The 20,820-nt window shown below is 68.8% G+C and carries 21 protein-coding genes; 5 read left to right on the top strand and 16 right to left on the bottom strand.

Going from position 1 to position 20,820, the window contains the following annotated elements:
• Complete coding sequence (locus ASC91_RS19255; RefSeq protein WP_056200417.1) at positions 1-3,198, top strand: CHAT domain-containing protein; 3,198 nt, start codon at positions 1-3, stop codon at positions 3,196-3,198.
• A gap of 157 nt (positions 3,199-3,355) precedes the next feature.
• Here the strand turns inward: ASC91_RS19255 and ASC91_RS19250 are convergent, their stop codons facing one another.
• From ASC91_RS19250 to ASC91_RS19230, 5 genes are all read right to left on the bottom strand, one after another.
• The gene (locus ASC91_RS19250) at positions 3,356-4,000 is read right to left on the bottom strand and encodes a glutathione S-transferase family protein (RefSeq protein ID WP_056200414.1); all 645 of its coding nucleotides are present in this window, start codon (positions 3,998-4,000) and stop codon (positions 3,356-3,358) included.
• 83 nt (positions 4,001-4,083) lie between these two features.
• Positions 4,084-4,596 (bottom strand): DUF2894 domain-containing protein, encoded by a 513-nt coding sequence (locus ASC91_RS19245; protein ID WP_056200411.1) that lies wholly within the window; start codon positions 4,594-4,596, stop codon positions 4,084-4,086.
• On the bottom strand, positions 4,596-5,249 hold the full coding sequence (locus tag ASC91_RS19240) for an OmpA family protein (RefSeq protein ID WP_056200408.1): 654 nt from the start codon (positions 5,247-5,249) through the stop codon (positions 4,596-4,598). The genes ASC91_RS19245 and ASC91_RS19240 overlap by 1 nt, the downstream gene beginning before the upstream one ends.
• Positions 5,242-7,755: a hypothetical protein gene (locus tag ASC91_RS19235; protein ID WP_056200406.1), complete on the bottom strand. Its 2,514-nt coding sequence runs from the start codon at positions 7,753-7,755 to the stop codon at positions 5,242-5,244. Before ASC91_RS19235 ends, ASC91_RS19240 begins: the two co-directional genes overlap by 8 nt.
• Positions 7,755-8,429, bottom strand: coding sequence for a DUF3348 family protein (locus ASC91_RS19230; protein ID WP_056200403.1), 675 nt, complete (start codon positions 8,427-8,429; stop codon positions 7,755-7,757). Before ASC91_RS19230 ends, ASC91_RS19235 begins: the two co-directional genes overlap by 1 nt.
• Positions 8,430-8,563: 134 nt before the next feature.
• Between ASC91_RS19230 and ASC91_RS19225 the strand changes: the two genes are divergently transcribed.
• Positions 8,564-9,688 (top strand): low specificity L-threonine aldolase, encoded by a 1,125-nt coding sequence (locus ASC91_RS19225; protein ID WP_082532822.1) that lies wholly within the window; start codon positions 8,564-8,566, stop codon positions 9,686-9,688.
• On the opposite strand, the gene ASC91_RS19220 is transcribed toward ASC91_RS19225, so the two are convergent.
• The 4 genes from ASC91_RS19220 to ASC91_RS19210 form a co-directional block, all read right to left on the bottom strand.
• Complete coding sequence (locus tag ASC91_RS19220) at positions 9,666-10,538, bottom strand: alpha/beta hydrolase (protein WP_056200400.1); 873 nt, start codon at positions 10,536-10,538, stop codon at positions 9,666-9,668. The two genes, ASC91_RS19225 and ASC91_RS19220, sit on opposite strands and share 23 nt — an antisense overlap.
• Positions 10,539-10,660: 122 nt before the next feature.
• Positions 10,661-10,927, bottom strand: coding sequence for a translation initiation factor IF-1 (infA, locus tag ASC91_RS19215; protein WP_056200396.1), 267 nt, complete (start codon positions 10,925-10,927; stop codon positions 10,661-10,663).
• 88 nt (positions 10,928-11,015) lie between these two features.
• The gene (locus ASC91_RS28950; protein ID WP_082532821.1) at positions 11,016-11,231 is read right to left on the bottom strand and encodes a hypothetical protein; all 216 of its coding nucleotides are present in this window, start codon (positions 11,229-11,231) and stop codon (positions 11,016-11,018) included.
• A gap of 77 nt (positions 11,232-11,308) precedes the next feature.
• Positions 11,309-11,521, bottom strand: coding sequence for a cold-shock protein (locus ASC91_RS19210; protein WP_056200393.1), 213 nt, complete (start codon positions 11,519-11,521; stop codon positions 11,309-11,311).
• Between the two features lie 429 nt (positions 11,522-11,950).
• Here ASC91_RS19210 and ASC91_RS19205 point away from each other — a divergent pair, with 429 nt between their 5' ends.
• Positions 11,951-12,859: a hypothetical protein gene (locus ASC91_RS19205; RefSeq protein ID WP_157281839.1), complete on the top strand. Its 909-nt coding sequence runs from the start codon at positions 11,951-11,953 to the stop codon at positions 12,857-12,859.
• A 7-nt stretch (positions 12,860-12,866) separates the two neighbouring features.
• Here ASC91_RS19205 and ASC91_RS19200 read toward each other — a convergent pair whose 3' ends face one another.
• From ASC91_RS19200 to ASC91_RS19190, 3 genes are all read right to left on the bottom strand, one after another.
• Positions 12,867-13,172, bottom strand: coding sequence for a DUF1330 domain-containing protein (locus tag ASC91_RS19200; RefSeq protein ID WP_056200388.1), 306 nt, complete (start codon positions 13,170-13,172; stop codon positions 12,867-12,869).
• Positions 13,173-13,220: 48 nt separating this feature from the next.
• Positions 13,221-14,813 (bottom strand): hypothetical protein, encoded by a 1,593-nt coding sequence (locus ASC91_RS29605; RefSeq protein ID WP_056200386.1) that lies wholly within the window; start codon positions 14,811-14,813, stop codon positions 13,221-13,223.
• Positions 14,814-15,202: 389 nt separating this feature from the next.
• On the bottom strand, positions 15,203-15,874 hold the full coding sequence (locus ASC91_RS19190; protein WP_056201287.1) for a hemolysin III family protein: 672 nt from the start codon (positions 15,872-15,874) through the stop codon (positions 15,203-15,205).
• A gap of 169 nt (positions 15,875-16,043) precedes the next feature.
• Here ASC91_RS19190 and ASC91_RS19185 point away from each other — a divergent pair, with 169 nt between their 5' ends.
• On the top strand, positions 16,044-16,325 hold the full coding sequence (locus ASC91_RS19185; RefSeq protein WP_056200383.1) for a hypothetical protein: 282 nt from the start codon (positions 16,044-16,046) through the stop codon (positions 16,323-16,325).
• A 122-nt stretch (positions 16,326-16,447) separates the two neighbouring features.
• Here ASC91_RS19185 and ASC91_RS19180 read toward each other — a convergent pair whose 3' ends face one another.
• From ASC91_RS19180 to ASC91_RS19165, 4 genes are all read right to left on the bottom strand, one after another.
• On the bottom strand, positions 16,448-16,846 hold the full coding sequence (locus ASC91_RS19180; protein WP_157281837.1) for a hypothetical protein: 399 nt from the start codon (positions 16,844-16,846) through the stop codon (positions 16,448-16,450).
• A gap of 12 nt (positions 16,847-16,858) precedes the next feature.
• A complete protein-coding gene (locus tag ASC91_RS19175) occupies positions 16,859-17,593 on the bottom strand; it encodes a hemerythrin domain-containing protein (RefSeq protein ID WP_056200377.1) in 735 nt (244 codons plus the stop codon).
• A gap of 204 nt (positions 17,594-17,797) precedes the next feature.
• Positions 17,798-18,244, bottom strand: a complete 447-nt coding sequence (locus ASC91_RS19170) for a hypothetical protein (protein ID WP_056200374.1) — start codon at positions 18,242-18,244, stop codon at positions 17,798-17,800.
• Between the two features lie 192 nt (positions 18,245-18,436).
• On the bottom strand, positions 18,437-19,273 hold the full coding sequence (locus tag ASC91_RS19165) for a class I SAM-dependent methyltransferase (protein ID WP_056200370.1): 837 nt from the start codon (positions 19,271-19,273) through the stop codon (positions 18,437-18,439).
• 134 nt (positions 19,274-19,407) lie between these two features.
• Here ASC91_RS19165 and ASC91_RS19160 point away from each other — a divergent pair, with 134 nt between their 5' ends.
• Positions 19,408-20,754: a hypothetical protein gene (locus ASC91_RS19160; protein ID WP_157281835.1), complete on the top strand. Its 1,347-nt coding sequence runs from the start codon at positions 19,408-19,410 to the stop codon at positions 20,752-20,754.
• Positions 20,755-20,820 lie beyond the last annotated feature (66 nt).

Genomic DNA, 20,820 nt, shown 5'->3' with positions numbered 1-20,820 from the left:
GTGGCGCAGGAAGCCATCGCCCTGCCGGCGCAGCCGCAGGCGCTGCACTTCGCCAACGGCACCACGGTGCATGGGCTGGCCGGCCACGGTGAGTTGCGCCAGCAACGCAGCACGCCGGGGCTGCGCAGCCTGCCGGCGGATATCGACACCAGCCCGGAGTTCGACCGCGCGCTGCGTCTGGCCGGCATCGCCGTGCAGGAGACGCTGCAATTGCAGGCGACGCGCCTGCAGGCCGGCGCCGCCGACGAGATCGAGATCGCGCCCGCGAGAGCACCGGGCGACCTCGCCCCTCGCGTCGTGCTCTATCAGGACGAGTCGGGCGGCCTGAGCTGGCACTTCGCCACGGCGCCACGCCCCGGCCTACGGGCCGCCGCGGCCCCCGGCATCCGCGTGCCGCTGCGCACCGCAGCGGCACGCCAGGCCCTCGGCGCCGGCATGCCCCGGCGCAACCTGCGCGGTCCCATCACCAAGCTGGGCCGCAAGCTGTTCAAAGTGCTGGTGCTGCCGGTCGCCTCGGCTCTGCTGCAGGACCCCGTGCGCTGGTTGGCCGAAAACATCGAGAACCGCGCCCGGCCTGCACGCGTGTGGCGCGTGACGCCCGACAACTACCGCAACTCGTCTGCCGAGCCGTTCGCCGACTGGGACGCATTGCGCGGCGGACCGGTGCTGCTGCTGATCCACGGCATCTTCAGCTCCGTCTCGGGCATGCTCAACGGCCTGCCGCGCGAGGCGATGCAGCGCTGGCACGAGCGCTACCAGGGTCGCGTGATCGCCTACGACCACCCGACGGTGAGCGTCTCACCGCAGGACAACGCCGCGCATTTCCTGCGCATGCTGTTTGATGCCAAGCCGGTTGCGCCGTTGGAGCTCCACATCGTGTGCCATAGCCGCGGCGGCATCGTCGCGCGCTCGCTGACCGAGCGCGCGGGTGCTCTCATCGACCACGACGTCTGCCACATCAGCGGCGTGTACTTCGCCGGCACACCCAACGCGGGCTCGCCGCTGGGCGACGCCGATCACATGATCGATATGCTGGACCTGTTCACCAACTGCCTGACCAGCCTGCCCGACGGCACGGTGGCGTACTCCATCGAGGTGCTGCTGGGACTGGTGGCGCTGGCCGGGCACTCGGCTGCCAAGGGTCTCCCAGGCATCGCGAGTCTGGGCACGCGCCAGTCCTACATCGTCGATACACTCAACCGCGCCACCGACAAGGCCCCGGCGTTCTACGCCGCCGCCGCGGCTGACTACGAGCCCCAGCTTGGGCGCGACAACGGCTGGTTGATCGACCGGTTGGGCAACGGGGTGATGGACCGCGTGTTCGAACGCAACGGCCGGCCGGTGGCCAACGACCTGGTGGTGCCCCAGCAGGGCGTGTTCGCCGCCAACGGGCACCCTTCGTTTCCGATTCCCGACCCCCTGGTGTACGGCGCCGCTGACGGCGTGTGGCACACGGCCTTCTTCTCCCAGCCGCGCACGCTGGACCACATCGACGACTTCTTCGACCGGTTGCGGCTGCTCCCGTGCCAATCCGCGCCGGTCGCGATGGGAGATTCCGTTCAGCCACGCAGAGGCGGCCTGCGCGGGCCACGCGCGCCCGGCCAGGAGAGGCTGGAGACTCCAGCCTCTGCCCCGTCCTCCGATTCCAACCACGTGGAGCGTGATCCCGAGATCAGCTTCCCGCAAAGCGTCGAGGCTGGCAGGACCGTAGCTCTGTACGTCGCACTCAATCCGCCAGCCCGCCAGGCGTCCTCCGGCCGCCTCAGCCTTAGCTTCGAGCCCGGCAGCGCCGAGGTCGAGCTGACGGCGGAAGTGAGCGCACCCGGATTTCGCATCGACGGCGAGCGCTGCCGTCGCCTGATCGTCAAACGCGAGCGGGACCCGAATACGGAGTTCACCACCTTTGCCCTGACGGCACTGGACGCCGGCGCCGCGCCGGTAGAGCGCCAGGTGGACGTGTCGTTCTGGCGCGGCAATGAGTGCGTCGGCGGCGTGCGCCAGTCCACGCGGGTGGTGCCGCGCGGCCATGCGAGCGGCGGGGCCACGCCGCCGACGCGCTCCAACCCCTTGCGGCTGTTGGCGTCGCGTCGGCGCGAACAGGCCGACCTTGTGCTGTGCGTGCGCCAGCCCGAGGCCGGCCGCAGCCGCTTCGATCTCGAAGTGCGCTCCGTGGTGGAAGGCGACGAGTACGAGTCGCGCCCCTTTGGCAGCTTCGACCTCGACGGACGCGAGCTGTCGCAATACCTGTCGGATGCGGTGGACAGGCGCTTCGCGGACTTCCCCGGCGAAGCGCTCGACGACGCCGCCTTCGAGCGCGAGCTGGCCGCGTGGAACCGGCGCTTCATAACCACGCTGGGCGACCTCGGCGACCAGCTCTGGCTGCATCTGCCTCAGGCCTTCCGCACCGAGTACATGCGCCTGGCGGCGCTGCCGGTACCGCCGCGCTCGCTGTTCGTGTTCTCCGACGAGCTGTCCTTCCCGTGGGAGATCGTGCGGCCCAGCGGCCGCGTCGACGGCCAGTGGACGCGGCTTCCGCCGTTGGGCACGGCCCACGTAATGGGCCGCTGGCGCCCTGGCATCGGCGCGCGGCCGCAGCCGCAGGCGCTGCTCGTGCGGCACGCGGCGTTGGTTATTCCCGATGCACAAGCCGCCGGCCTGCCCTGGGCGCTGGCCGAACTTGAGGAACTGCGCGGGCTGCTGCCGCAGGCCGCGTCCTGGCAGCCAGCCACGCGTGCCAACCTCGACCGCCTGCTGAGCCAGGACGACGTGCAACTGGTGCACTTCTCTGGCCACGGTGATACGGGGCCCAATGCTGACCTGAGTTCGCTGCAGATCGAGGGAGGCGAGTCGATTCCCGCGATGGCCTTCGCCGCCACCGGGCTAGGCGACCGCGCGCAGCCGGTGCTGTACCTCAACGCCTGCAGCGTGGGCCGGGCCGGTCGCGTGTTGGCGAGGGCGGGCGGCTTCGCGGGTAACTGCATCGAAGCTGGCTGGAGCGGTGTAATCGCGCCGTACTGGCCAGTGTTCGATGCCGACGCAGCAGCCTTCAGCGTCGCCTTCTACGCCAGGCTACTGACGGGCTGCACGATTGGAGAGGCGTTGCAGGAACTGCGCGCCGAGCGGCCCGACGATCCAACGGCACAGTCGTACGCCTACTTCGGTGACCCCTTCGCCCGGCTGATGTTCGCCGGAGGCTAGCCTTCTGGGTGGACGTTGGGGCTTATGCCCACATTCCACGGCAAGCCAATCGCAGATGATCAACCAAGAAGCATGCGGACGACTCTCCGGGGCGTCCAACACAGGCTCCTTGATGTCGGCTCACGGTCGACAACTACCTGGCTGAACCGCATCGAGCCTAAGCCACGGGCGGCAACTCGGGCGCGCTCAAGCCCTCGAACGGATCGGCCCAGGCCGGCAGCGCCATCAGCCGCGCATGCCATGCCGCCACGGCCGGGTAGTCGCTCAGCGGGAGTTGGGCCACGTCGTTGTAGGGCAGGAAGACGCCCATGCGGAAGTCGGCGTAGGACAGGCCGCTGGCCAGCAGCCAGTCCTGCCGGCTCAAGTGGGCGTTGAGGATGGACGCGGTCGCGTGGAAGCGCTCGGTGCCGCGCGCCACCACGTCTTCGTCCAGCGCGCCCAGCTTGTAGCGCTGCTTGGTGCCGCGCTCGAAGTGAACCATGTCGCAGGCGTGCATGAAGTTGTCGCGGCTCCAGCTGACCCAGCGGATCATGTCTGGCAGCTCAGGCCCGGTGCGCCAGAACTCCGAGCCCACCATCTGCGACAGCCGGCAGGCGATGGCATCCGCCTCGAACAGCGAGCTGCCGTCGGCCTCGACAAGGATGGGCAGGCGCAGCGAGGGGTTGAAATGGCGGTAGTTGTCTGCCTGGCCGGGGGCCAACGGCGCGGCGAACTCGTAGGTGACCGGCGCGGCCAAATACTTCGCCGCCGCGACGGCCAGGCGTGGGTTGGGGTTGCGGGAGAAGTAGAGGATGGGCGTCATGCGGCAGGCTGGAGGGTTGGCAGCGTTGTCATCTTCGCGCCCGAGCCCTGTCAGATCCTGTCAGCAGCGAACTGCTGTGCGCGTCAACGCCGCCGAGCGGCGGGCTTGCGGGCCGGCCTGGCATCGCTTTCGGCGGCAACCTGCAGCGGCGCCAGTGCGGCCAGTGCATCGATCTGGGTCAGCAGGCGCTGCAGGTAGTCGGGCGACAGGGCCTGCAACTGCTGCAGCGCACGGGAGACCAGCACCTGGCTGTTCAGCGGCCCCAGGTGTTCGGGCACCGGTGCGCTGACCTCGGCCATGCGGCGCGTCAGGCGCAGCGCGCTCCAGGTGCGGCGGTGGGCCTGAACATTGCGCAGCTCAGGGCCGGCCTGCAACTGGGCGACAAGTTCGGTCAGTGGGCTTGCGGCGTTCGCAGTCCGCCGAGTCGGCAGCGCGACCGGCTCAGCCTCGGCGCGCTGCACCAGCCGCGCAACCAGCCGTTCGCGCAGCGCGCCCGGCGCCAGCGCAGAGGCTCGCCGCGCCAGCGCTTCCAGCACGCGCCGGCGCACCGGATCGGCTTCGGCCCGGGCTTGCACCCAGGCGACGGGGTCGTCCATCACGGGGCCGATGCCGCCGCGCGCTTGGGCCGCGGCGTGGGTGCGATCTCGACGCGGCGGTTCAGCGCGCGGCCCGACGCGTCGTCGTTGGACGCCACCGGCTGCTGGGGCCCGAAGGCAGCGGCAAACACCGCGTCCGGCGGCAGCCCCTCGGCCATCAGCGTGCGCGTCACGGTCAATGCGCGCTGGGCCGACAGCTCCCAGTTGTCACTGAACTTCGGCGCGCCCTTGCCGGTGAGCATGCCGCGGTCATCGGTGAAGCCGCTGACCATCAGGATCTCGTCGCGCTGGGCAAGATAGGTGCGCAGGGGCACAGCCAGGCTCTTGATCAGCGCGCGGCCGTCGGCGTGCAGCTGGTCCGAGCCGATGGCGAACAGCACCGCGCCGCTGATGCCGATGCGGCCTTCGACCAGCGTGATGCGGCCGTCGGCCAGCGGCCCGGCCAGCGCGCGCTCGAGCGCTTCGCGGCGCGCCTGCTCGGCCTGGCGCTGCTCCACCTCGGCCTTGAGCTGGTTGGCCAGGTCCAGCTGGCCCACCAGCGCCGCCGCCAGCACCAGCACGAAGGCACCCAGCACGCCGGCCATCAGGTCGCCGAAAGCTGCCCAGGCGGGCGTGCCGACACCTTCCTGCTCGATCTCCAGCGGCTCATCCATTCGCGGCGGCTCCCTGCAGCGCGTCCAGCACCTGCTTCTGTGAGCCGAGGCAAAGGTCGATGACCTCGCGCGCCTGGGCCACGTAATAGCTCAGCTGCTCGTCGCTGCGCGTCATCGCGCCGGCCAGGCGCTCTTCCAGCGCGGCCAGGTGCTGCACGAGCTGGGCATTGGCGCCCTGGAACTGCTCCACCGCCGCACCAAAGCCTTCGCCCAGGCTACCCATCTCGGCGGCGCTCGCGGCCAAGGTCGTCGCGGCTTCGGCCAGCTTTTCGCCGGTGGCGTCGGCCTGCGCGGTGAAGCGCTGACCCAGGGCTTCGAGCTGGGTGGCGGAGCTGCCTACCAGGGCGTCGATGGCCGCGCGCTGTTCACCAGCGGCCTGCTGCAGCGAGGCCAGCAGCGTCGAGACGGTCTGCATCAGTTCGGCGCGTTCGGCCAGGGCTGTGCGGTCCTGGGCCTGGCTCTGTGCCAATTGCTCGCGCAGGGCGGCCACCACTTCGACGGCTGCGCGTGGGGCTTCGCCGGCGGCCTGCAGCAACGCGCCGGCTTCGCTCAGCGTGGTCTTGGCCTGGGCTTCGGTCTGCGCGACCAGTTCGCGGGTGTGCCGCAGCAGGCCATCGGCCAGTTGCTGCTGCTGGGCCAACTGCGTGGCGCCGGCCGACTGCAGTTCGGTGCGCCATGCGGTCAGGCGCTCAGCATCGTGCGCGGCATGGGCCGATTGCAGCTGCGTGTGTGCCTCGGCCAGCGTGGTGACGGCGGCCTGTGTCTGCGCAGCAAAGCCGGCGGTCAGCTCGGTCAAGGCGCTCTGGGCACGTTCGCCGCTGGCGGCCAGCAGTTGCTGCGCGGCTTCGCGCTGGGCGACCAGCAGCTGTTCGTTGGCGGTGCGTTGCCGGGCCAGGGCCTCGGCGTCGGCGCGGGCCTCGGCGCGGCGTTGGCTGTCCAGCTCGGCCTGCAGCGCCGTGTGGCGGGTCTGCGTGTCGGCGATGCGGTCCAGCAGGTCCCTGGTCTGCGCGGCGAAGCCGGTGGTCAGCGCGGTCAGCGCGTTCTGGGCGCGCTCGCCGCTGTCGGCCAGCAGCTGTTGCGCGGCCTCGCGCTGGGCGGCCAGCAACTGCTCGTTGGCGGCGCGCTGCTGTGCGAGCGCCTCGGCGTCGGCCTGGGACTCGGCGCGGCGCTGAGTGTCCAGCTCGGCTTGCAGGGCCTGCTGCCGGGCTTGCGCCTCGGCCACGCGGTCCAGCAGCGTCTGCGTCTGTGCGGCAAAGCGCCCGGCGGTGTCGGCGATGGCTTGCTGGGCGGCGGCACGTTGCTCGGCCAGCGCCTCAATCTGACGGCCCAACGCGGCGGCGCGGGCGGTGTCGGCTTGTGCCTGTGCGGCCAACAGGTCTTGCGCCTGCGCGGCCCAGCGTTCACCCAGGCGATCCACCGCCTGCTGCGTTGCAGTGCTCGTGTCGGCCAGCAGTTTCAGTGCGGCCTCGCGCTGCTGGGCGAGGCCCTCCGCCTGTGCCTTGGCAGCGGCCTCGCCCTGCTGGGCGATCTGCGCCACGCCAGCCTCAAAGCGGCTGCTCAGCGCGCCGAGCTGGCCGGCCACCTGCGTGCCCACACGCTCATGCAAAGCTGCGGCCTCGCGGGCAATGCCGGCCATCGCGGCTTCGGCGGCGGGCTGGATGGCGGCACCGGCCAGGCGGGCGCTCTCGGCCAGGCTGCTGCGCAGCGTCGTGTCCACGCTGGCGGCCAGGGCGGTGTAGGCCTTACTCGTCTCGCCGTGGAAGCGGTCGTTCTGCGCGGCGAGCAGGTCGGCCATCTGTTTCGCATGCAGCTGCAACTGGGCGACGAGTTCAAGTTGGCGCTGCTGCGCCGCTTCGGCCGCGGCGGCTTCGGCGGCCTGCTGCTCCAGTGCGCGGCGGTGCGCGGCGGTCAGCGGGCGCAGCTTGCCGAGCAGGGCGGTGTCGAGCTGGCCCGACACGGCCGCGCGTTCGCGCCTTGCCAGCGCGACCATCAGGCCCAGCATGGCCGAGCCCGTCACGCCGGCCACGCTGGCGCTGAAGGCCAGGCCCAGGCCCTGCACCGGCGCGCCCAGTGCGGTGCGCAGTGCGGCCAGGTCGGCCGTCTGGCCCAGGGCACTGGCCGTGCTGCTCAATGTGATGACCAGGCCGATGAAGGTGCCCAGCATGCCCAGCAGCACCAGCAGGCCGGCCAGTGCCGGCGCGAGTGCCAGGCCGGGCAGGGCCACGCGCAGGCCTTCCAGGCGCTGCTGCACGCTGGCACGCAGGGCGGCGGGCAATGCCGCGACCCAACCCTCTTTCGGCTCGGCGTCCAGCGCGGCATCCAGCTCGCGGCTGCTGCGGCGAAAGGCGGTCAGCTCCCAGATGCCGATGGCAAAGAAGGCCGCGATCAGCAGCGTCATTGCCAGCGCCACCGGGTGGTGGCGGGCGGCGGCCAGCGCGGCGCTGGCAATGCCCGCGAGGCCGGCGGCCAGGGCGAGGGAATAGAGGGCGTTCAGGAAGCGGTTCATCAGGAATCAGCTTGATGCAGGGCTTCAATGAGCCCCTGCACCGGTTGCAATCTCAGGTCCAGCTCGGCGCGCAGCGCGCGCTGCAGGTCGGCCCAGAAGCGGGTGCGCCAGCGGCGCGGGTCGGTGGCGTGATGATCTGTCGCGCGTTTCGTCAGCAGCGCGGGCAGGCTGGCCAGCAGCGGGCGCTCCTGCGCGACGATGGCGCGTTCGAACACCGCGTCCAGCTGCGCCAGCCGGGCCAGCGCCCCCGAGGCTTCGGCCAGCCGGGGGCGCAGGCGCTCGCGCAGTGTGGCCACGCGCGCGGCCATGCTGCGCTGCTGCTGGGCGTGGTGCAGGCGGTAGGGCGCCAGCAGGTCGGCCAGCGGCACGCCTTCTGGCGCGGATTCGGCGGATTCGCGCGCCAGCAGGGCGTCGTCGAAGGCGGCGGTCAGCTCTTCCTGCAGGCGGGCCAGCGCGGCGTCGGCCCAATCCACCGCTTCGCGGCGGGCGGCGACGTTGGCGCCGGCTGCAGGCGCCGTGGCCAGCAACTGGGACAGGCCAATGGCCTCCGCCCAGCCCAGCCAGCCGCCCAGGCGCTCGGCCACGGGTGCTGCCGCCACCGGCGCGACGCCCCATTGCAGCAGCAGCCGGGCCAAGGGCTCGGGTGCGAGGGGCTGCGGTGAGAGGGCTTGCATGGGGCTGGCGCGCCTGTACGGCGCGCGCGAGGAAAAAGGGCGAGAGTTTAGTGAACCCCGATCAAAAGGGCATTCCCGCCCGGCGCGGCGTTGTCGCCAGCGTCGGCTTGGAGAGGCAGGCGACACTCCCGGCCATGCCCTCTGCCAGCTACTCCAACACCACCCTCAACGCCGACACCGAACTGCGCAAGCGCTGCACCCGCTGGCTCAATGGCCACCGCCCGCCGCTGTCCATACGCGAGTCCCTGCTGGCGCTGGCCGAACTGCCCGAAGCCGAGTTGCCGCTGGACGTCTACGGCCAGGGTCAGGCCATCCAGGCGCTGGAGGCCGAGGTGGCCGCCCTGCTCGGCAAGCCGGCCGCGCGCTTCATGCACAAGGGCGTGGCCGCCCAGCTTGCGGCGCTGCGCGTGCACTGCGGTGAGGGCGACGGCCCGGTGGCGCTGCACCCGCAAAGCCATATCGCCATCGACGAGGCCGAGGCCTTCGAGAAGCTGCTGGGCTTGCGCGGCCTGCGCATCGGCATGACGGACGAGCCCTTCGGCACCGCGCAACTGGCTTCGCTGCCCGGCCAGCCGGCGGTCGTTGTGGTCGAACTGCCGCTGCGCCGGGCCGGCTACCGCCTGCCCGAGTGGGACGAACTCATGGCCATCAGCGCCTGGTGCCGCGCGGCGGGTGTGCCGCTGCATTTCGACGGCGCGCGGCTCTGGGAGGCTTCGGCCCACTACGGCCGGCCGCTGGCCGAGATCGCCGCGCTGGCGGATTCGGTCTACGTGTCCTTCTACAAAGGCCTGGGCGGCCTGGCCGGCTGCGTGCTGGCCGGCAGTGAGGATTTCATCGCCCAGATCGCGCCCTGGCAGACCCGCCTGGCGGGCAACCTGTTCACCGTTCACCCCTACGTGCTGAGCGCGCTGCACGGCCTGCGCACGCAGTTGCCGCGCATGCCCGCCTACCGCGAGCGCGCGCAGGCGCTGGCCGCCTTGCTGGTGGCCGAACCTGGCTGGCGCGTGGCGCCCGAGAAGCCGCAGGTCAATGCCTTCCAGTTGCACCTGCCGGTGGCACCCGAAGTGTTGCGCGAAGGCCTGCTGGAGGTGGCCCGGCGCGACGGCTTCTGGCTGGGCGCACGGACGGTGGCCTCGCATGTGCTGGCGGGTGGCGCAATGGTGGAGGTCGTCATCGGCGACGCCGCCGACAGCTGGACCGACCATGAGGCCCTGGCCGCGCTGCGGCGGGCGGTGCTCAGCGCTCAGGCGGGCCGTTGACGAAACCGGTCACGTCTTCCAGCACCGGAGCCAGCCAGCGCAGCGGCGCACCGAACGCGGCAATCAGCGTCGTGTGGCCGACGCGGTCGTAGAACTTCACCGTCACCGGCACGCCGAAGGTTTTCAGCCGCGTCGCCAGGCCCTGGGTGCTGCGTTGCGGGTTGACCAGTGAGTCGTCTCTTGCCGCACCCAGGAAGCTGCGCGGCGCGGCCTTGCTGGCGTGTTCCAGCGGTTGGGTGCCAGGCGGGTAGTCGGGGTGGAAGAACACCGGCTTCGCGTCGGGGTTCTCGATGGGCAGGAAGTCGTAGGGCCCGGCCAGGCCGATGAAGCCGGCCAGCTCGCGTGGCGTGTGGCCGGCCTGCTTGAGCCAGCGCGGGTCCAGCGCCAGCATGGCGGCGTTGTAGGCGCCGGCGCTGTGGCCCATGACGAAGACCCGCCGCGGGTTGCCGCCCAGGCCCGCGGCGTGGCTCAGGCTCCAGGCCAGCGCTGCGGCGCTGTCGCGCAGGAAGTCGGGGTAGCGCACCTCCGGGTAGAGGCGGTAGTCGGCCACCAGCGTCAGGATGCCGCGCGAGGCCAGCGCCTCGCCGACGAAGGCGTAGTCGCCGCGCTTGCCGCGGTTCCAGGCGCCGCCGTAGAAGAACACCACCACCGGCCAGCCCTCACGCGGCGCCGCGCGGGCCGGCTGGTACACGTCCAGCTGCTGGCGCGGCCCCGGCCCGTAGGCCAGGCCGGCCGTGCGCGTGTGCGTGTGAACGGGCGCAAGCACGTTCAGCGCCTTCACCGGCGCGTAGGCCACCAGCACCCCCGCCAACAGCAGGGCGCCGAGCAGGAAGAGGGCGGCTTTCAACATGGGAACGCAGAGCCTACGCGGTGGGCGCGAGCTTGGATGTTGCAAGCGCACCAATGGAAACGGCCGCCAGGCATGCCATGGCGGCCGATTCGGGGTTTGAGCGGGGTTTGAGCCGCGAGGGCTCAGCGGCGCTGCTGGCTGCCACCACCGGACGGCGGCGGGCCGCGACGCTCCAGGTGGCGGAAGGTGATGCGGCCCTTGCTCAGGTCATAGGGCGACATCTCCAGCGACACGTTGTCGCCGGCCAGGATGCGGATGTGATGCTTGCGCATCTTGCCGCCCGTGTAGGCGATGACCTTGTGGCCATTCGACAGCGTCACGCGAAAGCGCGAGTCGGGCAGGATTTCATCCACGACGCCTTGCATTTCGATCAGTTCTTCTTTGGCCAAGTGTGGGGCTCCGTTGCGAAAGTTAGACGGGAGGCCGAGCACGTGGCCGTGCCGGCGTCTGATGCGGCCGGTGACCGCCGCGCGCTCCTCAATGGCAGCGCGCCCAGGCAAGGCCTTCATTCCGCGCGTAGTGCAATGCTGCCTGCGGGCTGATGAACTGTGGCGTGAAACGCATGATGCGATCCACGCTGGCCATGCCGCGACCGGAGCGGATCGACACCAGGGCGTCGAAACCGCCGCCCTCGCGGGCTTGGGTCATGGGTGAAACCAAAAAGCGTCCCACCTCGATATTGTTATTGTTCATGTTGTTCTTCTTTTTGTGGGGCTCCCGCGCCGGTCTTTGCCGGCGGCGGTTGGGCGCCCAAGGCGCCCTTGCACAAATTACAGCGTGCGGATGTTCGAGGCTTGCGGGCCCTTGGCACCTTGGGTCGATTCAAACGACACCTTGGCACCTTCGGCCAGCGAGCGGAAGCCGCCAGCGTTCTTGATTTCGCTGTGGTGGGCGAAGAGGTCCTTGCCGCCGTTGTCAGGCGTGATGAAGCCGAAGCCCTTGCCGTCGTCGAACCATTTCACGGTGCCGGTTTCTGTAGTCATGGTGTTCCTTTTTGGAATGTATAGATGGAAAAAATACTCCGTCGGCGTCATGCCGTGCGGAGACAGAAACACTCAAGAACACTCACCGGGGAGTTGCTGAAGCGAGCCGCTCGCAAGAAGGGCCAGGGGGTGGCCAGCGGGGCTGCAGATAAGACCTTGAGGAAACGGTCTTGTGCGAATCTATGCGGCGAATGTACCACGCCGCCCCAAAGCCCTTGTAGGACACCGGCGCAGCAACCTGCGTGCGGCGTCGTTAGGTCACGGTTGCGGGCAGAACATGCGCGAGGCGCTAGGCAGGCGGGGCGATTCAGCGTCAACAGCGCTTCACACAAAACCGGCGGGTAAACACAGACCACCGCCCCCCCCGGTTGCGGGGAATTTACCTTTCAGGCCGCCCCTAAACTGCGCGCGCTTAAAGGGAGTCGACCAATGAAAAAGACATCGTGGGTGGCGCTGCTTGCCGCCGCTGTTTGCGCCCCGGTGTGGGCTGCCAGCAACTCAACTGCCAAGATCACTCGCGTTCAATTGGTGGTCACTGACGCGAATCCAACGGACGGCATTGCCCCGTCCTTCAGCTTCATTTCCAATTCCGCCCCTCTGAGCGTGGCTTCAGGGAAAGTGGATCTGGGCGATCAGCACGTAGAGCAGAACGTCATGAGCAGCAGGCTGGGGCAGCCGAAGAGTGTGACGCTGGACAACGGCAACGCCAACATGAACGCGTCCTATATGACCGACATGTACGGTCCGGTGTCCATGGCGGCGTCGGGTTCGGCGCTTTGGTCTGGCGGCGATCAATGGTCCACGGCCCTCTACGACGCGAGTGCCCATTGGGACAGTCCGCCCTTTTATGCCGGCTATGTCGACTTCCGGCTCGGCGCCGGCACGCGGCTGCAACTTCGCATCCTGACGGATGTGCAGGCCAGCACCACGATAGGCACTGTGATGGATCAGAACGGCGCCTTGCAACTTGAATGGGCCGGCGGCTTGGCCTACGTCGAGATCGGCGCGCTCGCCGCGGACGGATCAACGTTGACGTCGAAGCAGGAGACTCGGCTTTATGCGTCATCGACGCAGACTTGGGACCCCGTCCTCATGACATGGACGCAGTTCAAACCCATGTCCCTGGCCCAGAGCGGTTGGCTGGAGGCGAGCTTCGAGAACACGACGGCGATGGCTACGACGGGAGGCTTGAAACTCGGCGTGTCTGTCTGGGGCGGGTCCACGATTGCCGCGACAGCCGTTCCGGAAGCGTCGGCTTTGGCCTACTGTGCGGTCGGCCTTGCGCTCATGGCGACCATCCTGCGTCGCAGGCAGCGCGTTCGCGCATCTGTGTACTGATCGCGGTTCAACCCGGCTGCGGCCCGTCATAGCCCTCGACGATGACGATGTCTGCCTCGGCCGCGGCCTGGCGCAGCGTGATCTGGGGCGCGTACTCCGGCGAGTGATAGCAGGCCAGCGCCACCTCGTAGCTCGGGAACTCGATCACCACATTGCGGCCGCGGCAGGTGCCCTCGGGGTTGTCGAACTGGCCGGCGCGCACGAGAAAGCGGCCGCCGAACTTGGCGAACACCGCGTCGTTGCGCTGCACGTAGAGCTTGTATTGCTCGGGGTCGTTGACGTCGACGCGGGCGATCCAGTAAGCCTTGGGCATGGGGGGGGCACTCCAGCTGAAGTTCGGGTCAGGCCCCAGTGTGACGCGTCATCGCGCCGTCCGCCGGGCGGGTTGCGTCGCCGCCTGGAACGCGGGCTTGCCCCCAAGCTGCGCCGCCGCCGCGGGGCCGCCGGTTACCAAGAGTTCGGCGAGGGCCACGCCCGACTGGCCCTTGCCGTCCAGCACTTCGTAGGCCACGACGACCTTGCTGTTGTTGGGCGTGCTGGCCGATGGCGTGACCTTGCAGGCACCGTTGGCGAGGAATTCGATGCTGGCGCTGGCCTGCCCATAGATCTGCTTGCATGTCCGCAGCCATTCGCCACCGTTCGCGGTGGTGCTGCCCGCGTCCTGGATCATCACGGCCTGGCCGGCCGTGGCCGTGGTGGGCGCAGTGACCCTGACCACCGGCGGCGACATTGGCGTGTAGCGGAGCCACAGCCGCAGATAGCTGCCTTGCAGCTCGCCACCGCCCTCGGTGCAGCCAATGTGCAGCGTGACGGCGCCACGGTTCACCGTCGTCAGCTGGGTGGGGTCGCGGTCCATCTCGGCCACCAGGGCTTCCCATTCGGAGGAGTTGCACATGTGGCCGGCATAGCTGGCGCTGGCTGCCGGGCCGGCCCCCGGCTCGAAGCCGGCCCGCAGGTTGCCGGCATAGCTGCCCGGCGTGAGCGCAAGTCCGGCCGTGTTCGACAGCACAAGCTCCATGCTGTCATAGGCAGCATTGCCGTTGGGGTTGAACACCCAGCGAATGCGCTCCGCCGTCTGGTCGGCAAAGATGGCCTCGGTCCCGCCCTTGACCGGGACATCGAACACGCCATCCGATTCCGACATGCGCAAGTCGCTACCGCTCGAGACGTGGCCGCTGCCCCAGATGTCGGCCCGCGACTGCGTGTCCTGCCAGCTGCGCACGCTGATGATCAGATCGGCCGTCGCCGACTTGCCGGACTCCGAGACCGCCGTCAACCTGAACTTCGCCTGAGCGCCGCCCTTTGCCACCAGCGGCGTGTAGGTGTCGCAGATGCCCAGCCGGCAGTTGGACAGGTCGAAGCTCGGCCCCGACAGCTGGGTCCATTCGATGGAGCGCAACCTGCTGGCAGGGTTCCAGGAGAGCGAGCCGTCCAGGCGCAGGGATTCGCCCTCGTTCAGCGTGCGGTCCGCGCCGGCCACGGCGAAGCTGCGGTCCAGCGCCGCGGCCACGGCCGACCGGTAGCGGATGGCGCCGCTCACGTAGGCGGCATAGCCCAGCGAGCATCCGGCCGTGAAATCCGCGGCCAGACTGCTCAGGCTGCCATCGGCCGCATAGGCCGCGTCGTGCACCACGTAGGCGCCATTGCTGGGGCGGCAGTTGGGCGAATCCAGCGTGCCCACGGAGCTGGACGCCATCGGCCAGATGGCGTGCGGCACCAGCCCAACCTGCAGCTTCAGCGCCGGCGCAGTCGTGCCGAGGAAGAGCCCGCTCTGCGGCTGCGGGCCGATCCAGAAGATGCCGCCACCCGTGGCGAACTGGTTCATCCACGTGTACTGCGTCAGCACCGGCTCGGCCGCGTCGAACATGTTCATCGTCGTGCCGCTGGCCGACGCCAGCGGGTTGCCGCCGAAGTTGCGCTGCCAGATGTAGCTGGCCGCCGATGTCGCGGGCACGGGCTCGAAGGCCGCGGGTGCTGGAGCCGGGGCGGGTGCCGGGGCAGGCGCTGGGGCGGGTGCTGGGGCGGGTGCCGGTGCAGGCGTTGGAGCTGGGGCGGGCGCAGGTGCCGGTGAGGGGGCAGGTGCAGGCGCGGGTGCAGGTGCGGGTGTGGGCGCAGGCGCAGGTGTGGGCGCAGGCGCGGGTGCAGAACCTCCGCCCCCGCCGCAGGCGGACAAGGCGGCCGCCATGGCAGTGGCGCCCATGCCCAGGCGCCAACGACCGGCCAAGCGCGCCGGCGGCGCCGGGCACGGGTCTGGAATCGACATGCTTGTTATCTCCCTGAGTCCGCCTCCGGCGGGCACTTCAGTTTGTCGTGCCTGATCGCGCCCGATGGCTCGCGCGCAGTCTAGGTGTAGGCGTAGAACAGCGCCGCGAAGAAGTGGCAGGCGCTGCCGCCCAGCACGAACAGGTGCCAGACGAAGTGCGAGTAGCGCACCCGGTTGTCCAGCAGGAAGACGAACGCCCCCAGCGTGTAGCTCAGGCCGCCGGCGATCAGCAGCGTGAGGCCCGCGGCCGGCAGGCTGTTCACCAGCGGCCCGGCCGCGAACACCACCACCCAGCCCATGGCCAGATACAGGCCCGTGGACACGAAGCGGTGCTTGAGCCGGTTCAGCAGCTTGATCGCCACGCCGAACGCCGCCGCCGCCCAGACGGCGATCAACAGCGTCACGCCCGGCCCGGTGTGCAGCACGCCCAGCGTGAAGGGCGTGTAGCTGCCGGCAATGAAGACGTAGATGGCCGCGTGGTCCAGCCGCAGCAGCACCGCCTTGGCGCGGCCCTGCCACAGGCTGTTCGGCAGGGCGTGATACAGCGTCGAGATGCCGTACAGCAGGATCATCGTGGCCGCGAAGATCGCCGCGGCCACCACATCGGCTGTGCCGCCATGGTTCATCGCGCGGATCACCAGGATGGGCAGCGCCGCGATGGCCAGCACCACGCCCAGGCCGTGGCTGATGGCGTTGGCGATCTCTTCACCGAGGGTCTGGTCGCGGTCGGGGGTGGGGGCGGTGTGCAACATGAGGGTCGTCTCGTACTGCTGAGCGATGAGCCAAGCATGCCAGCGTGGCATGACGGTTCCGACCCAAGGTTTGAGGGGGTTGAAAAAGCACGAGCACCGCGTTTGACCCGCATCAAACGCGGCGCAGTCGCGGCGGCGCAAGCTGGCGCCAACCCGTTGGAGTCGCCGCATGAAGCCATTCACCCCCGCCCTCGCCCTGGCCCTGGTGCTCGCCCTGGCGGGCTGCGCCGCTCCCGTGCCGCCGGGCCATGGCGCCCACGCCGCTGCGGCCGACGGCGCACGCAAAGAAGACGGCAAGGGTGGCGGCAAGGGCGGCGGCATGATGGACGAGATGTGCAAGCGCCACGCCGCAGAACCCGGCCGCGCCGCCAGCGCGCCTGGCAGCATGATGGACAAGCACTGCCAAGCCCGGGCCGAGGTGCCCGCCGGCGCGGCTTCGCACGCGCACTGAAAGCCGCTCGGCGGCGCACTCCTGGTCACACTCAACGAGCGTTGCGACGGGGTCTTGTTCTCCAGCGGCGCGCTGGCGCGGGCGCGGGCGGCTGAAGCTGCAGGTCTGCGGCGAGCTGGAGCTCAGGCAGCCCTGAGCTTGGCGCCGGTGCCGCGCCAGACGTTGGCGGCAAAGGCCAGCACCGCCACCCCGACCACCACCGAGCCCAGCCCCACCAGCGGCCCGGCCGCTGTATTGCCGCGCATCAGTGCCGCCAGTGCCGACAGCATCACCGGCAGCGCCAGCTGGTGCAGCCAGAACTGCAGCGCCACCAGCCGCGGGCTGAGCGTGTCGGCCAACTGCTGCACCACCAGGCCGAAGCCCAGCATGCTCGCCCAGCCCAGCAGGTTGACGTGGGCATGCACCGAGCGCAACCCGAAGTCGTGCGTTGCGCCCATGTAATTGCCCAGTGACACGCCCACCACGAGGTAGAGCGCAGCCATGCGAAGCCACCAGGCGCCATAGCGTTTGTTGTTGTTCATCATGGGCCTCCGTCAGGCCGCCAGGCCAGGTGCAACCGGCAGGCCCAGGCCGCGCGCCAGCGCAGCCCAGTCGTCGTCGTTGAGCTGCTCGCGCGCCATGGCCAGCACTGCGCCAAACACCGGCGCCGGCGCGTTGGCACGCATGCCACCCAGCAGCACCAAGCGCTCCGCCGGCGCCAGGGCCGGCAGCATCCAGCGCAGCGAGGCCATCATCTCGGCGGGCGACAGCGCGGCCAGGATCTGGCCGTGGATGCCCATGATGCCGGCATCGTCCAGATGCGCCCACAACACCGCGTTGTGCTCGGTCTCCTCCAGGTGCATGTGCGCCAGGTTGTCGGCCGCGAACAGGCTCACTGCGTGGTACAGCGCCCGGCAGGCGGCGGCGCGGTCCTGCGCCGGCCAATCGGCCAGCGCGCGGGCATGGCCGCGCAGCGCCTCGATGTCGCGCTCATGCGCCACATGCTCGGTCGCGATGCGCTGGCTGGTGCCCGGCTGGGCGCGTTCCAGCGCGGGGTGCACGAAGGCGTTCTCGTGCTTCAGATGCGACGCGCAGAAATCCGCCGCCGCCTCGACCTTGCTGGCCAGCTGCTGCAGCGACGCCGGGTCGCCCGGGTCGACGCGCCCGGCGCTGGCGACCAGGTCGGCGAGCATCAGCCGAAGGCCCTTGTGAATGCTGGCGTAGATGTCAAAACGCGGCGCCGTGGCCGTGCCGCGAACGGCGAGGATTTCTTGCGGTGAGGTGTGCATCTCGGATTCCCTGGGTGGTGTGTCGAATGGCTCGCTGCGCCTGGCATCGAACCGTGCAGTCACTGTAGGAATCGGGGCGGCGGCGCGCCGCTAAATGCTTGCTAGCCGAACCTTAAGAGTTTGCTAAGTGCTCGTGGATATTGGTATTTTTTCCATCCAGCCGTGCCGGAGGGCATGCTGGCACAGCTGAATGGGCGGGCTGCCTTACTTCAGCACCAGCTCCTGCAACTCCATGCCGCCCGCCAGCTTGCGCATCACCTTGCGCTCGCCGGAGGCCGCGTCCATCTTGTGCTGGTCCATGGCCATGAAGGCCTCGTACTTCTTCTGCACTTCCAGCTGCTGCGCGGTCGTCAGGTAGTCCTTGGACTCGATGGCCAGGATCAGGTCGGGCTCGCCCTCGCGAGCGTTGTTCACCGAGAACACGTGGTACGACACGATGTAGCCCTCCTTCTTGCCGAACTCGTTGGACTTCTTCCAGGTCTTGGCCAGGAAGTCCATGTAGTTCTCGAACTGCCCGGGCTCGACCTTGATATGGGAGAAGTTCCACACCGTGCCCGGCTTGTAGCTGGAGTCCTGGGCGGATGCCGCAGTGCCAACCATCATCAAACCTGCCGCCAACAGCCCCGTCAGCATGTGCTTTGCGTAGTTCATTTTGAAGTTCTCCTCACCGTCGACGCCGGTGAATGCGTTCGCGCGGTGGTGCGCCGGCGCACTGTGCGCCCGCGGCCCCGTTTGCGGTGAGGTGGGCGGCGCCAGGGTGGCGAAGCGTCCTTCATCTTCAGGATGATCGGGGGGGGCAGGAGGGGCGGGCGCCCGTGCCCGCGGCCTGGATGCGCCGTCAGTTCAAGCTTCGGCCACCAGCATGAAGGCCGGGGCCCAGAAGTAGTCGCTGATGTGCGCCAGGCGCGTCACGCGCCAGCCCGGGGCTTCGAGCTTCTCGCGCCACACCGGCGCCGGGTGCTCCCAGTTCGTCGCGGCTGTCTGCGCGTCGAGCTGGCCGAGGAACATCGGGATCAGGAAGCCCTGCGCGACCAGCTCGCGCGTGGCGCCCTCGTACTCGCCCAGGGCGCGCTCGTAGCGCTGCGCGAGCGAGGCCACATAGGCGTCCGTGCCGCGCTGCAGGTCGGGAATGTCGAACTCCACGATCACCAACCGCTTCACGTGGGCGCGCAGCCGCGCGAGGCCGGCCCAGCGTTCGGGCTCGGGAATAGCTTGCAGCGCGAAGGTGGCTTGGGCGAGGTCCCAGCGCGCATCAGGCCCGAGCTTGGCGGCGAAGGCGCCCAGGCCCTCGTTCAGCGCCTGCAAGGGCAACGTGGGCTGCTCGGCTTGGGCTCGCGCCACGGCGCTGGCCATCAGCGCGCTCGCGGGCTCCACCAGCGTCAGGCGCTCCAGTGCGTGCGGGTGGGCAGCGGCGGCCAGCGCCGGAAAGAGGGCATGGCCGTCGCCGCAGCCGATGTCCAGCAGCGAGTGCACATCGGGCGCGTAGTGGCTCGCCAGCTCCACGCTGACGCACTCATACAGCGGCACATTGCCGCCGCCGCGGATGAAGGCTTCGAAGGCGGCGGGGGATGCATAGACCTGGGTGTCCTCTGGCCGGGCAGCGCACTGGCGGAGGGCGGTGGTAAGCAGCGGGAAGTCGAGGAAGGTGTCTTGCAGGGCAGTGCTCAAGTCATTTTTCATGCTGGGACTGTAGATTTGAGACCTGATCCCGGACCGCAGTACAGAATCCAGTTTTACGGACTCCGTTGCTCGAACGCCGCTTTCGAACGATGCCAAACGCCAAGAACACAGGGGCCGCGTGGAGGCGGCGCTGTATGAACACAGCAATCGCTTCCTGTCTGGTCGTGGGCACGGTTGCCAGGGCTGAACCTGTGGGGCTCACTGGCCTGGAGAGTTTGCTGTGGCCAGCTGTCGTCGTCGCCGCCCCCTTCGGGCTGCTGCACCGTTTGCTGTTTGGCTCAGATCAAGATTCGATGAAGAAGGCGGACGAGCAGGCGCGACAGCAGTTGAAAGAGCTGGACAGGAGTTTCGAAACCAATGGCCTCTACACCGGACCAATCAACATTCGCCACGCCGTCTATGGCCTGTTGATCGAGGCCAAACTGCCGTGGGTGGAGTTGGATGTCGTCGGATCAAAGTGGCTTTTCGAAGAGCTTGAAGATCCTCGCCCCTTATTGGCCCAAATTAGCGCTGAACGACCGTTCATTCGTCTCGAGCTGACGCAGTCCGGCGACCCGGGGTGTGTGGCGTTGCGGCGATACGGTGACCTGTGGCACAAGATCCACGATATGCAGGTGCAACCCAGCAGCTGCTTGAAGTTCGGATTCGTTTCAGAGCTCGCGAGCGAACTGAGACTGTCCGTGGATACCGACCGAGCGTCCCGCCGGGAGCTTCGTTGGGTGCTGCGGCGTAGCGGCAGCGACGAAGTTCTGGTATCCGTCCCGTTCTGGCAATACCAGACGGCAGGACAACCGTTGCAGGTCTACGCGGACTACAGAAGGGACGCTCAGTCGTCCAGCTTTGTCGACTTGATTCGCAAGCTGCACCCAACTTTGCGCGTGACGGGCAATGACGGGCGTCCTTTGGTCCTGGACCGTGGTCGCCGCATAACCTTTGATGCCCGCTTACCTCCGTATCCCGTCGTTGGAACGATTGAGCCCCTGGAAGTGCAAACGCACGTTAACCGTGACCTCGAGCGGGACTGGCGTGATGTCTATCAGGAAGGTATCTCCACGCTGCGACCTCAGCATGTCTCTCGCTCGCGGCTCATCTTTTTTCCACAGACCCACGAATTGCGCGAGGCCTTGGCCGATAGGCAAACCCACCTGTTCGCAGAACAAGGACTGCTTCTCACCGCGAGCATGACTTGGAACGCCCCGTACTCGGTATGGGTTCAGGGCTTCGACCTAGAACGAGACGTTCAGTGGGGCATGGCGGTTAGTTTGGTGCGCTCGCCTGAACTTGCGACTCGGTGCTCCGTTCCAGAAAGCGTCGCGATTGGCGCGAAGAACCTATATATCGACGCAATGACGTCAGACCAGCGCGCTGTCTCGATATGGGGCCGGACCAACATTGACGACTGGCGAAAGTCATGCGAGGTGCGGATCACGGTTCCTTGGCCTGCGGTCAAGATTGAAGCTCAAACTGCTGGACCGCATTGAGCTGCAGCGCTGACATCAGTCAGCGCACCCGCCTGTACAGCGGGAGGTTCGGGGTCACGGGAGGTT

This window comes from Pelomonas sp. Root1237, from assembly GCF_001425055.1.
GTDB lineage: Bacteria > Pseudomonadota > Gammaproteobacteria > Burkholderiales > Burkholderiaceae_C > Pelomonas.
This window is presented reverse-complemented; position numbering and strand designations above follow the sequence as displayed.

Excerpts from the sequence above, each read along its gene's own strand:
- ASC91_RS19250 (WP_056200414.1), bottom strand. The coding sequence starts at position 4,000 with ATGACGCCCATCCTCTACTTCTCCCGCAACCCCAACCCACGCCTGGCC.
- ASC91_RS19245 (WP_056200411.1), bottom strand. The coding sequence starts at position 4,596 with ATGGACGACCCCGTCGCCTGGGTGCAAGCCCGGGCCGAAGCCGATCCG.
- ASC91_RS19240 (WP_056200408.1), bottom strand. The coding sequence starts at position 5,249 with ATGGATGAGCCGCTGGAGATCGAGCAGGAAGGTGTCGGCACGCCCGCC.
- ASC91_RS19235 (WP_056200406.1), bottom strand. The coding sequence starts at position 7,755 with ATGAACCGCTTCCTGAACGCCCTCTATTCCCTCGCCCTGGCCGCCGGC.
- ASC91_RS19230 (WP_056200403.1), bottom strand. The coding sequence starts at position 8,429 with ATGCAAGCCCTCTCACCGCAGCCCCTCGCACCCGAGCCCTTGGCCCGG.
- ASC91_RS19225 (WP_082532822.1), top strand. The coding sequence starts at position 8,564 with ATGCCCTCTGCCAGCTACTCCAACACCACCCTCAACGCCGACACCGAA.
- ASC91_RS19220 (WP_056200400.1), bottom strand. The coding sequence starts at position 10,538 with ATGTTGAAAGCCGCCCTCTTCCTGCTCGGCGCCCTGCTGTTGGCGGGG.
- ASC91_RS28950 (WP_082532821.1), bottom strand. The coding sequence starts at position 11,231 with ATGAACAATAACAATATCGAGGTGGGACGCTTTTTGGTTTCACCCATG.
- ASC91_RS19210 (WP_056200393.1), bottom strand. The coding sequence starts at position 11,521 with ATGACTACAGAAACCGGCACCGTGAAATGGTTCGACGACGGCAAGGGC.
- ASC91_RS19205 (WP_157281839.1), top strand. The coding sequence starts at position 11,951 with ATGAAAAAGACATCGTGGGTGGCGCTGCTTGCCGCCGCTGTTTGCGCC.
- ASC91_RS19200 (WP_056200388.1), bottom strand. The coding sequence starts at position 13,172 with ATGCCCAAGGCTTACTGGATCGCCCGCGTCGACGTCAACGACCCCGAG.
- ASC91_RS19190 (WP_056201287.1), bottom strand. The coding sequence starts at position 15,874 with ATGTTGCACACCGCCCCCACCCCCGACCGCGACCAGACCCTCGGTGAA.
- ASC91_RS19185 (WP_056200383.1), top strand. The coding sequence starts at position 16,044 with ATGAAGCCATTCACCCCCGCCCTCGCCCTGGCCCTGGTGCTCGCCCTG.
- ASC91_RS19180 (WP_157281837.1), bottom strand. The coding sequence starts at position 16,846 with ATGAACAACAACAAACGCTATGGCGCCTGGTGGCTTCGCATGGCTGCG.
- ASC91_RS19175 (WP_056200377.1), bottom strand. The coding sequence starts at position 17,593 with ATGCACACCTCACCGCAAGAAATCCTCGCCGTTCGCGGCACGGCCACG.
- ASC91_RS19170 (WP_056200374.1), bottom strand. The coding sequence starts at position 18,244 with ATGAACTACGCAAAGCACATGCTGACGGGGCTGTTGGCGGCAGGTTTG.
- ASC91_RS19165 (WP_056200370.1), bottom strand. The coding sequence starts at position 19,273 with ATGAAAAATGACTTGAGCACTGCCCTGCAAGACACCTTCCTCGACTTC.
- ASC91_RS19160 (WP_157281835.1), top strand. The coding sequence starts at position 19,408 with ATGAACACAGCAATCGCTTCCTGTCTGGTCGTGGGCACGGTTGCCAGG.